Genomic DNA, 13,453 nt, shown 5'->3' on the forward strand with positions numbered 1-13,453 from the left:
ATAATAGAAATCATGGAAAAGCAATCTGGATATACTTGGAAATTAGGAATGTTTGTTACGATAGGCTTACTGCTTTTTATAATGGCGGTATATTTTATCGGGAAACAGCAAAACCTTTTCGGATCTACCTTTCATATAACATCCCAGTTTAAAACAGTAAGCGGTTTAGAAGTCGGAAATAACGTTCGATTTTCTGGAATTAATGTCGGAACCGTAGAACAAATTCAGTTAAAAAATGACTCCACAGTTGTAGTGGTTTTAGTAATGAAAGAAGAAGTTCGAAAATTCATTAAAACCGATGCCACAGCCAGTATTGGTTCTGATGGTTTAATGGGAGACAAAGTGCTGACTATTTCGCCAGGTGCAAAATCTCAAAAAGTTATCGAAGACAACGGACAGCTAGCTTCTGTTGACGGAATTGAAATGCACGATATTATGAAAAGCGTGAAGAAAAGCGTGGACAATATCGGCGTGATTTCAGATGAAATAGCCATTTTCAGCCACAGTATGAACAACGGAAACGGTGCTTTGGCAAGACTAGTCAAAGATGATAAAATGGCCAATAGTGTTTCGAATACGCTTTCTAACCTAGAAACCGGAACAAAAGGTTTTAGCGAAAATATGGAAGCTGCAAAAAGCAATTTCCTTTTTAGAGGCTACTTCAAGAAAAAAGAAAAGGAAAAAGAGAAAAAAGCAGAAGAAAGAAAAGAAAAACAAGAGGAAAAGAAAGAAAAACAGGAAGAAGCTAAAGAAAAAGCCACTAAAGAGAAAGAACAGAAAGAAGAAGCAAAAAAAGAGAAGAAAGAGGAACAAAAGCAGGAAGAAGCTAAGAAGAATTGATTTTTTTTTCTAGAGAGTCCTTAGTCCTTAGCTGTTAGTCCTTAGTGCAAAGCTTAAAAGCTGAATGACAAGAACTAACAGCTAAGGACTAAGGACTAAAAGCTAAGGGAATTCTCAAGAACCACAAATTACAAGTATATGCCTAGTACATTCAAACATACCGCCATTAAAGTTTTAAAAATTACTGGAATTTCGATTGCGGTAATTTTGTTTTTGCTATTTATTATTCCCTTGCTTTTTCCTGGAAAAATTGCTTCGGAAGTAAAGAAAATTGCCAACGAAAGATTGGACACCAAGCTGGATTTTACCAAATCTAAGCTTTCCTTTTTTACGCATTTTCCGTCGCTGACCGTTTCTCTAGATGATTTGTCCATGACGGGTTCTAAACCTTTCAGCAATGACACTTTATTGAAAGCCGATCAGGTTGCTTTCGGAATCGATATTAAAAGACTTCTTTTTGATAACGAAGTCAAAATAAACAAACTGTATGTTTCTGATGCGCTGATTAATATTATGGTCAACGAAAAAGGTCAGGCCAATTATAATATTTATGTCGCTCCAGAAGACCGAAATAAAAAAGAAGATCCGAATGCTCCAGAAGAAGGAACAGCCATTCGATTGGAACGTATTGATCTGCAAAACTGCCACGTAAAATATAACGATCGTTCAGCTAAAATTCTGGTTGATGCAAAAGGTTTTAATTATGTTGGAAAAGGAAATCTGAGCGAGGACATTTTTGATCTCGCGACTGATGCGAAAATCGATAATCTGGATTTCTTTTATGACCGAACCGGTTATTTAAGACGAAAAAAAGTCAGTGCCGATTTAATTACCCGAATCAATACGCACGCCCTAACTTTTATTTTACAGAAAAATGAACTTCATATCAATAAACTGCCGCTTAAATTCACTGGTTTATTCAGTATTTTAAGAGACGGATATAAAATTAATATCAAAGCCGCTTCAGAAAATACAACCGTAAAAGATTTGCTTTCTGTAATGCCACCCGAATATCTAACATGGCTTGAAAAAACAGAAATTTCAGGAAGAAGCGATTTATTGCTCAGTTTTAAAGGAGATTATAATGTTCAGAAAAACCAAAAACCAAACTTGGCATTCAATTTAAAAATTAATGAAGGTTCGGTAAATTATAAAAATGCACCCGTTCCTTTAACCGATTTCCAAATGGATTTGAATGCCTTGCTTCCGTCGTTGGATACCGAAAAATTATTGGTCAACTTGAGAACATTCAAATTTAAAGTGGGCGAAAAAGATTATTTTAATGCTTATCTACACAGTAAAGGTCTAAGCGAAATGTCGATTAATGCAAGTGTGAAAGGTGCATTAGACCTTGCTGTTGTTGATGCGGCTCTAGGATTAGAAAAAATAGACCTGAAAGGAATTTTAAAAACCGATATTCAGGCGAGAGGGCTTTTTAGCACTTCCAAAAAATTATTCCCAAAAACGATTGGCGGAATTTCACTTCGAAACGGTTGGCTTAAAACAAGCTATTATCCTAATCCAATTACCAATATTACTTTTGTGGCAAACATGCTCAATAAAGCGGGAACGTATCAGGATCTGATTGTTGCCGTTGCGCCAGCTTCTTTTGTTTTTGAAGGAAATCCAGTTTATGTAAATGCCACATTATCTGATTTTAGCGATCTGGCTTATAACGCCAAAATTAAAGGTGAACTCAATGTGGGCAGAATATACAAAGTTTTCTCGCAAGAAGGTGTTGACATAACGGGTTATGCCAAAGCCGATCTTTCTTTAAAAGGAAAACAAAGTTATGCCACAACAGGACAATACGATAAACTAGACAACAAAGGAACATTATTGCTTAAAAATATAAAAGCAACGTCAGAATTGTTTCCGAAAGCATTCTTTATCAAACAAGGAAATTTCCGTTTTCAAAATGAAAAAATGTGGTTTGAGAAGTTTAATGCTACCTATGGAAAATCAGATTTTGACATCAACGGTTATCTGCTCAATACGATTAATTATTTCTTAGAATCGAAAGGAACTCTGAGCGGCAATTTCAACTTAAAATCTAAACTGATTAATGTTGACGAATTTATGGCGCTTGAAACAGGCGAAAATAAAGACCGAAATATTGAAGTCGAATACGCCAAAGAAGATCATCCAAAAATGAGCGGTGTAGTCATTATTCCGAAAAACTTAAATGTCAATTTAGATGCAAGTGCAGACAAAATTGAATACAATAAATTAGTTTTTAACAAACTAAACGGAAAAATTGGAATAAAAAAAGAAGGATTTTACTTAGAAAACATTACCTTTAATATTATTGACTGCATTTTAGGAGTTAATGCGCTGTATAAGGACGAGTCTCCAACTTCTGCACATTTTGATGCACATTTTACAGCTAAGGATTTTGATGTTCAGAGAGCATACAAAGAAATTCCGATGTTTCATGATATGGTTACTGCAGCTGAAAAAGCACACGGAATAATCTCTGTCGACTATAAAATAAAAGGAGATCTGAATGGAAATATGGGCCCTATTTATGAATCTATGCAAGGCGGAGGAACCATTAATTTGCGTGATGTAAAAATTAAAGGACTGAAACTTTTTGATGGAATTAGTTCTAAAACAGGACAAAACGGTTTGAGCGATCCAGATATGGAAGGAATCGAAATCAAATCGACTATAGATAAAAATCTTATTAGTATTGAGCCATTTACCTTTACCGTGGCCAGCTTTAAGCCAACAATTAAAGGAACTACAAGCTTTGACGGACTTTTGGATCTCAGAATGCGTTTAGGTCTTCCGCTTTTCGGAATCATAGGTTTTCCGATTGTAATTACAGGAACCCACGAAGCTCCAAAAATTAAAATATTCAGCAAAACGGGACAAGAAATTAATCCTGCCGTTTATGATGAAAAAAACAATAAAGTTATTCGAAAAGAAAAATTAAGCAAAACTCAAAAAAAATAATGATGAGTTCTAAATCTCCACATAGCGGCGGTGCATTCGAAAAATTTGCTTCTAAAGTTTCAAAAGCTGCAGGAAGTACAACGGCATTTATCAGTGCGTTTATCATCGTTTTGGCGTGGGCAGTCTCGGGACCCATTTTCGATTATTCTGAGACTTGGCAATTGGTCATCAACACTGGAACGACAATTATTACTTTTTTGATGGTTTTCTTAATTCAGAAAGCGCAGAATAAAGATTCGCTTGCCATTCAGCTAAAACTAAACGAGCTTGTAGCTTCCAACGAATTATCGAGCAACAGCCTTGTTGATATCGAAAATATGACGGAAGAAGAAATGATCATTATTCAGAAATATTATCACCATTTGAGCCAATTGGCAAAAAAAGATAAGAGCATTAGAACGTCCCATTCTCTTGCAGAAGCCAATGAACTTCATAGCCGCAAAAAAGAAAAAAATACCAAACCAGATAACACTAAAAAGATTGCCAAGAATACCACTAAAAAAATAACCAAAAAATGAAATTGAGCTCTACAGAAACGTATTGGCCTTTAAAAAATGCCATAAAACAAAGTTACCCCTCCCTAGATTCCGATATTCACACCGATATTTTAATTATTGGTGGAGGCATAACAGGAGCCTTAATAGCTTATAAATTACTCAACGAAGGAAAAAAAATCGTGCTTGTAGACCGTCGAGATGTTTGTGGCGGAAGCACTTCGGGCAGTACGGCCCTACTCCAATATGAAATTGATGTTCCTTTGCATCAGCTCATCAAACTTCGCGGTGCGAGATGTGCCGTCGACAGTTATCAGAACGGAAAAAAAGCCATTTTTGATTTACGAAATATAATTGATGCTGTTGGCTGTGACTGCGGTTTTGAGTTCAAAAAAAGCGTTTATTTTACTACTTTAAAAAAAGATGTCCCGTATTTAAAAAATGAATTTAAAGCCAGAAAACAGCATGGTTTTGAAATCAGCTGGCTGAGCCGATCAGAATTGCAAAAAATGGGGCTGAATGCCATTGCGGGCATAGAATCTAAAACGGCCGCGGTTATGGATCCTTTCAAGCTGGCAAGCGATCTTTTGTTTCATTGCCATGAAAAAGGAATGCCAATTTTTGACCGAACCAATATCGCTTCTATTCAGCATCAAAAAGGAAAAATTATTGCTACTACAGATTCTAAATGTGTCATAACAGCGGGGCATATTATACATTGCACGGGCTATGAAAGTACAGAAACCCTAAAAGAAAAAGTAGTCGATTTAAAAAGCACTTACGTTATTGCATCAGAAAGTCAGCACGATCTTCCGGAGCATTTTAGAAATACTATTTTTTGGGATACTGCAGCGCCTTATCATTACATTAGAACTACAGAAGATAATCGCATTATTATGGGCGGCGGAGACGAGGATTTTAAAGATACTTCCAAACGCGATAAACTGCTTCCTAAAAAAGAAGCTTATCTTTTAAAACAATTCTTTAAACGATTTCCAGACTTAAATTTCAAAATCGATTATTCCTGGGCAGGAACTTTCGGAGAAACGAAAGACGGCCTTCCCTATTTCGGAAAACCAAATCCTAGAAAAAATGAGCATTATATCCTAGGCTTCGGCGGAAACGGAATCACCTTCAGCGTACTCGGAATGAATTCTATTCTGGATTCCATTCATAACAAAAAAAATACGGATTTGGATTATTATCGGTTTGGGCGCTGAAAAAAGCGTTGCTTTTTTAGGGACAAAGAGACAAAGGTTCAAAGTAACAAAGTTTTAATTTTGTTACTTTGAACCTTTGAGATTTATATCTTATATCTAATATTTTTTTTAGAGAAAATGAAAAAGGTTCAGAGAGATAAAGTTTAAGACCTTTTTCCTCTCTGAACCTTCGACTTGTATATATATTATGCTTAAAAGCTAACGAATTCAATTAAAAAAGCTAACCTTACTTTAAAAGCAGGTAAAACCTTTGCCACTTTGTCTCTCTGCAACTTTGTCCCTCAATTACGCTGTAATCGCCAAAGAATTCAAATTAAACTTATATTCTTTTGGGCTGCAATTGAATTTTTGTTTGAATATTTTAGAGAAATAGCTTCTGCTGGTGAAACCAATGCAGTATACGATTTCTGAAATATTTAAGTCAGATGTTCTAATTAAGATTTCGGCTTTTAGAACACGCATGTGTGTGATATAATCGTTGACTGTGCGGTTGTGAATCATTTTGAAACCTTCCTGAAGTTTGTTTGGCGACAATCCCGATTTTTTGCTTAGTGATTTTATAGAAAAAGCTTCTTCTGGACTTGATTTTATAAATTCTGAAAGCTCTTTTATTTCTTCCATTTCTCTTAAGGTCAATCCGTTTGATTCATTTGCAAAAGCATGAAGATCGTCTGAATGCTGTTGAATTTCCATAGCGAGAATAATTCGCATAATACCTTCTTTAAGTAAATTGCGAACAATGCCCGTTTGTGTAATCGAGTTAAGCTGTTCAATTTTTTCTGCAATCTGCAAATTATAAGAACCTATATAAAAGAAATCTGTTACTTGATTGTTTTCAAAAAAAGTATCTTTCACTTGTTGATTTAATGAATGAACTTGATTTGCAGGATCAATTTGAGTTCCGACAATAATTAAGGTCAACTTTGTTTTCTTTCCTTTTTCAAAGTATAAAACATTATCTTGATTTTGCTTAGAAGTTACAATTGCAGTCTGAAAGGTTTTTAGCTTTCGCTCTTCTCCATTCAATCCAAAACTATGTGCAAGATTACCTTTTGAGCAATAAGCAAAATAAATAGGTGACGATTTTACATTTAGAAAATCCAGTCTCACATCTGCAGAAAATGTCATGTCAAACTGAACATAGGAGATATTATCGTTAAACGAAGCTCCAATTATAGAACCTTCAGCAAAACTATTTTCAACTTGAAGTGCATACTCATCTAAATCAAAAGTCACTTTTCCGCCAAAACTAGTCTGAAGTTCATCAAATATATTTTGAGTTTTTTCTGTATTTATAGTAATAATTTTCATGGTTCGCCGGATTTTAAATTATAATTTGCAAAACAGATTATTTCTATCGAAAATCTGAAATTCAAAGTTCGTTTAAAGACACGCCAAGAATGTTATATAATTTTTCGGTTTTGTTTTATAATTCCTTATAAATGTTTAATTTAAGGTACATCAAATAGTATAAGAATATAGTATGAAAAGTTTTTCGTTTGCCCCAATAAGTTCTCCTTCTTCTAAAATTCTGATTTTAGGCACAATGCCTGGAACAAAATCTTTAGAACTCAATCAATATTATGGTCATAATCAGAATAACTTTTGGAAGTTTATGTTTCAGATTCTTGGAGAAGATTTTTCTACTGATTATGAAACTCGAAAAAACCTATTAATCAAAAACAACATTGCACTTTGGGATGTCTTACAATTTTGCGATCGTATAGGAAGCTTGGACAGCGCGATAAAAAATGAAATTGCGAATGACTTTGAAGAATTTCTAGAAATTCATTTTCAAATAGAAAGCATTCTTTTTAACGGACAAAAAGCTGCCGCATTTTTTAAGAAATACGTTCACTTAACAAAAGATTATAAAACTTTTACGCTTCCTTCTACCAGTCCTGCCAATGCTGGTAAGACTTTTCAAGATAAATTACAGGAATGGAACATCGTTAAAACCTTATTATAAAGAATCCGTTAAACCTATATTAGGTAACACACCTAATAAAGGATAAAGAAAAAATCAAAAGTTTTTTAAAACGCAAAAAGAATCCGAAGGATTCAAATATTTATAGCAGAAATTACCTGGCAGCAATGTGACCCCGAAGGGGTCATACTCAAGATACAGCGTAACATTCTATAAATATTTGAATCCTTCGGATTCTTTACAGCAAACTACGTTTTTTTGCTTCCTATTTGAAAAAGGATTTACATATTAGAAATTAAAAAGCTCCTAAACCACACAAATCCTGTACTCGGCGTAGAAATTTTATAGTTTTTGAATTACATTCAAAAGCTTCTAAACAGATATGTTTTACACAATAAAAAATACAAATATTGAAATCATGTAACTTTTTTCGTTTAAAGTATAACAAAATTCAACCACTCTCGATCTAATTTTACATCAAAGAAAAATAAGCCATATTGAAGATTTGATGAACGAAAAGAAAAGGCTTTCTTCTTATTAAAATTTACAAAGCAAACTGTAAAAAGTTTAGTCTATAAAGAGAACATTGGTTATGTTAGTTTATTTTTGGGAAAAAGCTACTCTATAGAAATATAGAGTAGTTTTGTTTTTATAGGCTACCTTTAATCTAAAAAAACATGAAAATTCAAACATATTACAATCATATACGGTTTTATCCACCGCACCATTTTATCTATTATCCTGTTTTAATTTTATTCTTAGCCGCTAGTATTTACTTAGGCATTACAACAGAAGATTATTTAGTTTGGGGATTTATTAGCGTAATCTTTATATTTCTTTTCGCATTGGCCTATATGCTGCGCCAGCACTATGCTTTAACGCTTCAAAATAGAATTGTGCGCTTAGAAATGCGTTACCGTTATTTCACTTTAACAGGCAAAAGATTCGAAGAATTTGAATACAAACTCACAGACGATCAGATATTTGCACTTCGTTTTGCTCCAGACGACGAATTGGTTCCGCTTGTAGAAGATGCTTTAAAAAACAGTTTGACAGGCGACGCAATTAAAAAAGCAATTGTGCACTGGAAAGCAGATTATCATAGAGTTTAAAAAACTGTTTATTGTTTATTTAATTTTCTTTCTATTGAAAGCAAGATAAAATAGAAATAATACGATCCAAACTGAAATAATTACAATAAAGTAAATTCCAATAATATTAGGATGTAAGTAATTAGGTTCGTAAAACAATTTATCCAGAGTTGTAAATTTTTCTGTTAAAGCTTTCCTATCAAAATTATTTCTGATCGCATTAAGCGGTTCATCACGGTTAGCTTTATAATGATAAACATCTTGTGTCAGCTCTTTCGGAATGAGATTGGTTTCGATATTGTATTTTCTTAAAAGCGTATCCAATTTCTGGAAGGCATACGTTAGCGAATCTTTTTTAGCATTATACAATAATTTATAACGATCCACTGCGGCTTGATACTTTTGCTTATCGAGAGAATCTCCCTGAACAGGATTAAATAAAGACTTATTTTCCAGAAAAATACAAATATCATCATCGTGTTCTGGATGAACAGGGACACTCTTAAAAATAATTTGTGTACTGTCTCCTACAATTCTTTTTGAGATTACTCTTTTGTGTATTTCATCTTTATCAAAACCCAGAATATCAAAAATGCTGTCTGCTGTATTTGTTGTTTTGTCGAAAGTGCTTGTTAAAGCCGTTATCGTATCTATACTATAATAATTGGTTTCTGTAATAGCATATTCACCCGGAACAATAGTGTCTTCTTCTTTTAGTACAGGATAAGGTTTTGGGTATAAAATATTCTCGTAATTAAACAATTTCTCCGAACTATATGACGTATATCCATACAAAAACGGATTTAAAACATTCAGCAGTTTTTTGTCTTTATTAAAATCATTTTCCGACAATTCTGTTTTCAGTTTGGCATTCATTCCGAAACTATAGCTCACAAAAAAAGAAAAAGTCAAAAAGGAAATAAATAGCAGGCAAGCGCTAACCTTCAAAAGACTTGTGCCGTTATAATTTTCTCTAGAATGATTTCGAATCAGAAAAATAAGAAAGAAAAGCAAAAACAAACCACTGACAAAAAAATGCGAAATCGAAACATCATCGTAAAATTTAAATCGATAAAATTCGGTGTAGCTATTAATATTTTTAAGCCCTTTGAAGGTTAAATAACCGTATAAAAAATAAGCTACATGGATAAAGGCTAATACAATAACAGATTTTACAAAATAACGTTGTAGAGTTTTATTCATTTTTTAAGGTGCTAAGGTTCTAAGATGCTGAGACTAGAAGTATATTTTTGAAGTTTCTAATATACTGAAATTTTATTTTAGCATAAAAGTATTACAAATAAAAAAGACGTGAAAAAAATCACGTCTTTAAAAAATTTTGTTACTTGGACATCTGCCAATCTTTGGTTAGATGCACTGCAGTGCATCTCTACATTCACAGAATCAAAAACCTTTGTCTCTTTGTCACTTTGCACCTCAAAACCTCAGCACCTTAGAACCTTTATTTCGTCAAATCAAACCCTTCTTTAACAATCTCACTTTCAACCTTATCAATCAATTTATTGGTTTTACCTGTCAATCGTTCTTTTTTCCAATCGCCTTTTACATACATTATAACGGTAATCAAAGCTGTTACAACAGAAGCAATCGGAAACGCCCACCAAATACCAACTTTTCCTAAAGAAGTATTGTGCGACAAAATAAAAGCCAACGGAAACTGAATTACCCATTGAGAAACCAAAGTCAAAACCATTGGCAATTTGGTATTTCCAACGGCGCGGAAAACTCCAGTCAAGCAAAGCTGTAATCCTAAAAATCCCCAAGAAAGGCATGTAATTCTTAATAATTCTGTTCCTCCTTCAATAACGGCCTGATCGTTTGGAACAAAAAAAGCAATTAAATGCGGCGCAAAAATAAAAGCGATAATTCCAAGACCTGTCAATAATCCGAAACCGAGATAGGCACCTAGTTTTGCAATTTCAGTTGCTCGGTCGATATTTCCTGCGCCAATATTTTGTCCGACAAGAGTAGCAATCGCCATCGATAGTCCCAAAGCAGGAATCAGAATCAGCTGAATTAAATTGGAACCGGCTCCGTAAGAAGCCACAGTTAAAGTACCAAAACGAACAATCAAAAACGTAATCGCCATCATTCCTAAGGCACGCATAGACTGTTCTATAGAAGATGGAAAACCAATTTCAAAAGCTCTTTTTATGTGTTTGTAATCGGGTTTGAAATCGGCAAGACGAATATGAATTCCGTGTTTGCCTCTAAACAGAATTGCAAATCCAATTATAATCGCTAAAAGCTGCGTCGATAAAGTTGCCAATGCTGCGCCTTTTACGCCCATAGCGGGAATAAAATTCCATCCGTAAATAAATAAAGGATCTAGCGCAAAATTCAAAATAACAGTTCCTAAAACAATGTAAACAGGAAGTGTCACACGTCCAACCCCACGCATGATGGATTGGAAAATCATGAATCCGAAACTAAAAACCAAACCGACAAATGCTACTCGCATAAATCCTAAAGCATCAACATAAACTTCTGGTTCTACTTTTAGTAGATATAAAAAATAGGGACTTAAAATATAACCAATAATGGATAATACAATAGAAACTATAATCACCATCGACAAAGTTTGTGCGGCAACATGATTGACCATTTTCTGATTTCCTGCCCCAAAATATTGTGCAATCAAAATAGAACCTGCAATAGCCAGTCCGGTTCCTAAAGCGATGGTTAAAAATATGACAGGCGTGCTTATCGAAACGGCTGCTACGGCATCTCCGCCCAAGCGTCCTACCCAAAAAGCATCTACTAGCTGATATGCGGCTTGTAACAAATTAGCAATCATAATTGGAACTGCTAATTTTAATAATGAAGAAAGGATTGGCCCTTCTAACAATTCATTTTTTTTCATTTATTCGAAATAATTATTTAAAAATAAGTTGACATATCAACTTTTAAAGTTCAAAAAAAATTAAAGCGTTTCTAGTTTGTCTGCATAAAACTTTACTGCATTCAACGCTTCGATTCTTTCTTTTGGAGAAAAAACAGACATTACTTCTTCTTCTGCCCTTTTCATCAGTGACCGAATGTTTTTAGCCATTATGATTCCTTCCTCGGTAAGACTTACAATGTTTTTGCGTTTATCCATTTTGTCTTTTACGACCTCAACCAATTTCTTTTTTTCGAGTGCCGAAATACTTCTCAAAATAGACGATTTATCACGCATCGTTTTATCTGATAATTCTCTCTGCGAAAGACTTTTGTGATTCAAAATCATAAGTAACGGCAATTGTTCCAGCTGCAAGGTGATTCCTGCTTCAGTCATTAACGCATTTGTCCGTCTAAAAATTGATCGTTTTATACGGTTAATCTGAAAGAAGAAACTATCTGATATTTCTTCTTTCCAAAAATTTGAAAAACTTGCTGTATCGGTATGTTTTTTTTCCATGAGGCAAATTTACAAAAAAGAGTGACATGTCAACTATTTTTAAAAACAAATTCTTATTTTATTGATATACAATTGTTTTGCAAAAATAATTCAATACAAAAAAGAAAAATGAAAGATAATTTTCGCTAACTTTAATTGTTAAAATTTACCTAATAAAACTTAAAAACCAATCTGATGAAAAATTTCCTATTTCTTTTGATGCTAACATTTTTTTGTATTCCGGTAAACGCTCAGAATGTTGCAGATAATATTTCGAGCGAAAGCTTAACAACTTCTAAAACTTCCGACGAGGAATTTCAAGACAGCTATGCAGAAGATTTGCCTTGGCATGCAAGACGATTTAAAGTAACTGCGGGTGCTTTTTTTCCTATTAACAATACCGAAATTCGCGTTGATGGCAATAATGGTAACATTGGTACAAAAATCGATCTTGAAGACGATTTAGGTTTTAATAAATCGAGTTCTTCTTTTATGGGAACTTTTGACTGGAGAATTTCAAGAAGATCCAGATTAGGAGCTGAATATTTTGTTTTGAACAGAAGCTCTACCAAAACTTTAGAAAGGGAAATTAATTTTGGAGATCATACTTACGATGTAAACGCAAGAGTAACGGCTTTCTTTGACATACAAATTGCCAGAATTGCTTATGGATATGCGATTATCTCGAAACCTAAATACGAAGCGGGTTTACTTATTGGAGCGCATGTGCTTTTTGGTGATTTAGGTATGCGTCTTGATACTCAGCAAACCAGCCAAGAAATAAGAGATAATTTCAGTTTTACCGCTCCTCTTCCTGATCTTGGTATTTGGGGTGAATTTGTTTTAGGAAAACGCGTGGGACTTTATGCTAATGTTAATTATTTGGCCGCTAAAATTGATAATATAGATGGACACATTATAAGTTACGGACTTTCTGTTTTGTATAATGTGCATCAAAACTTTAGCCTTAATGCTGGCTACACTGGTTTAAATTTTAAAGTAGATGCTGTTGGAAAACGTTTTAACGGCGATTTAAAATGGGGCTATAATGGACCAACGATTACAGCTGTTTATACCTTTGGAAATCATGTGAAGCTTTATAAGCATTGAGGTTCTAAGGTTCTAAGGTGCTGAGATGCTAAGCTTCTAAGGTTCTAAGTTTTTTTACCGCTAAGAACGCAAAGAATTACGCAAGGTTCGCAAAGGTTTTATGCAAGGCTTTCTAAATTCTCGCAAAGACGCGAAGTCGCAAAGTTTTTTTTGCCACAAATTTCACGAATTTTCGCTAATTTTTGTGTATTTATGACCTCATTTTTTGTCTTCCTGAGCGAAGTCGAAGGACACGCAAGAAACTCCGCAACGATAATAAAAATTTGTGAAATTTGTGAAATTTGTGGCTAAAAAAAATCAGCGTAAAACACGCTAAAACTTTGCGACTTCGCGTCTTTGCAAGATTAAAATTCAGCGCAAAACATATCTTTATAGCTTTGCGAACTTAATTTCTAGAACCTGCATCGGCTTTA

General features: G+C 34.1%; 11 protein-coding genes. 7 read left to right on the forward strand and 4 right to left on the reverse strand.

From position 1 onward, the window contains the following. The first annotated feature begins 12 nt into the window (after positions 1-12). The 4 genes from AC3E9W_RS18975 to AC3E9W_RS18990 all read left to right on the forward strand — a co-directional run bounded on the left by AC3E9W_RS18975 (position 13) and on the right by AC3E9W_RS18990 (position 5,512). Positions 13-840, forward strand: a complete 828-nt coding sequence (locus AC3E9W_RS18975) for an MlaD family protein (protein WP_488769598.1) — start codon at positions 13-15, stop codon at positions 838-840. 138 nt (positions 841-978) lie between these two features. After that, on the forward strand, positions 979-3,798 hold the full coding sequence (locus AC3E9W_RS18980) for an AsmA family protein (RefSeq protein WP_488769599.1): 2,820 nt from the start codon (positions 979-981) through the stop codon (positions 3,796-3,798). 2 nt (positions 3,799-3,800) lie between these two features. Next, positions 3,801-4,316, forward strand: coding sequence for a low affinity iron permease family protein (locus tag AC3E9W_RS18985; protein WP_306159523.1), 516 nt, complete (start codon positions 3,801-3,803; stop codon positions 4,314-4,316). Next, entirely contained in the window at positions 4,313-5,512 is a 1,200-nt protein-coding gene (locus AC3E9W_RS18990) for an NAD(P)/FAD-dependent oxidoreductase (protein ID WP_456895361.1), read from the forward strand. The genes AC3E9W_RS18985 and AC3E9W_RS18990 overlap by 4 nt, the downstream gene beginning before the upstream one ends. A gap of 285 nt (positions 5,513-5,797) precedes the next feature. On the opposite strand, the gene AC3E9W_RS18995 is transcribed toward AC3E9W_RS18990, so the two are convergent. After that, a complete protein-coding gene (locus AC3E9W_RS18995; protein WP_306159490.1) occupies positions 5,798-6,823 on the reverse strand; it encodes a helix-turn-helix domain-containing protein in 1,026 nt (341 codons plus the stop codon). Positions 6,824-6,995: 172 nt separating this feature from the next. On the opposite strand from AC3E9W_RS18995, the gene AC3E9W_RS19000 reads away from it, so the two are divergent. Beyond that, entirely contained in the window at positions 6,996-7,481 is a 486-nt protein-coding gene (locus AC3E9W_RS19000; protein WP_488769600.1) for a DNA-deoxyinosine glycosylase, read from the forward strand. 635 nt (positions 7,482-8,116) lie between these two features. Further along, entirely contained in the window at positions 8,117-8,551 is a 435-nt protein-coding gene (locus tag AC3E9W_RS19005; RefSeq protein ID WP_488769601.1) for a DUF6526 family protein, read from the forward strand. A 15-nt stretch (positions 8,552-8,566) separates the two neighbouring features. On the opposite strand, the gene AC3E9W_RS19010 is transcribed toward AC3E9W_RS19005, so the two are convergent. From AC3E9W_RS19010 to AC3E9W_RS19020, 3 genes are all read right to left on the reverse strand, one after another. Then, positions 8,567-9,733 (reverse strand): hypothetical protein, encoded by a 1,167-nt coding sequence (locus tag AC3E9W_RS19010; RefSeq protein WP_488769602.1) that lies wholly within the window; start codon positions 9,731-9,733, stop codon positions 8,567-8,569. A gap of 259 nt (positions 9,734-9,992) precedes the next feature. Then, positions 9,993-11,414, reverse strand: coding sequence for an MATE family efflux transporter (locus AC3E9W_RS19015; protein ID WP_488769603.1), 1,422 nt, complete (start codon positions 11,412-11,414; stop codon positions 9,993-9,995). 60 nt (positions 11,415-11,474) lie between these two features. After that, complete coding sequence (locus AC3E9W_RS19020) at positions 11,475-11,951, reverse strand: MarR family winged helix-turn-helix transcriptional regulator (RefSeq protein WP_488769604.1); 477 nt, start codon at positions 11,949-11,951, stop codon at positions 11,475-11,477. Between the two features lie 174 nt (positions 11,952-12,125). Here AC3E9W_RS19020 and AC3E9W_RS19025 point away from each other — a divergent pair, with 174 nt between their 5' ends. Beyond that, complete coding sequence (locus tag AC3E9W_RS19025; protein ID WP_488769605.1) at positions 12,126-13,040, forward strand: hypothetical protein; 915 nt, start codon at positions 12,126-12,128, stop codon at positions 13,038-13,040. The last annotated feature ends 413 nt before the right edge of the window (positions 13,041-13,453 follow it).

The sequence above is a fragment of the Flavobacterium sp. 38 genome, from assembly GCF_057799715.1.

What these genes read in the sequence shown, in the direction of transcription:
- AC3E9W_RS18975 (WP_488769598.1), top strand. Translation starts at nt 13, where the DNA reads ATGGAAAAGCAATCTGGATATACTTGGAAATTAGGAATGTTTGTTACG.
- AC3E9W_RS18980 (WP_488769599.1), top strand. Translation starts at nt 979, where the DNA reads ATGCCTAGTACATTCAAACATACCGCCATTAAAGTTTTAAAAATTACT.
- AC3E9W_RS18985 (WP_306159523.1), top strand. Translation starts at nt 3,801, where the DNA reads ATGAGTTCTAAATCTCCACATAGCGGCGGTGCATTCGAAAAATTTGCT.
- AC3E9W_RS18990 (WP_456895361.1), top strand. Translation starts at nt 4,313, where the DNA reads ATGAAATTGAGCTCTACAGAAACGTATTGGCCTTTAAAAAATGCCATA.
- AC3E9W_RS18995 (WP_306159490.1), bottom strand. Translation starts at nt 6,823, where the DNA reads ATGAAAATTATTACTATAAATACAGAAAAAACTCAAAATATATTTGAT.
- AC3E9W_RS19000 (WP_488769600.1), top strand. Translation starts at nt 6,996, where the DNA reads ATGAAAAGTTTTTCGTTTGCCCCAATAAGTTCTCCTTCTTCTAAAATT.
- AC3E9W_RS19005 (WP_488769601.1), top strand. Translation starts at nt 8,117, where the DNA reads ATGAAAATTCAAACATATTACAATCATATACGGTTTTATCCACCGCAC.
- AC3E9W_RS19010 (WP_488769602.1), bottom strand. Translation starts at nt 9,733, where the DNA reads ATGAATAAAACTCTACAACGTTATTTTGTAAAATCTGTTATTGTATTA.
- AC3E9W_RS19015 (WP_488769603.1), bottom strand. Translation starts at nt 11,414, where the DNA reads ATGAAAAAAAATGAATTGTTAGAAGGGCCAATCCTTTCTTCATTATTA.
- AC3E9W_RS19020 (WP_488769604.1), bottom strand. Translation starts at nt 11,951, where the DNA reads ATGGAAAAAAAACATACCGATACAGCAAGTTTTTCAAATTTTTGGAAA.
- AC3E9W_RS19025 (WP_488769605.1), top strand. Translation starts at nt 12,126, where the DNA reads ATGAAAAATTTCCTATTTCTTTTGATGCTAACATTTTTTTGTATTCCG.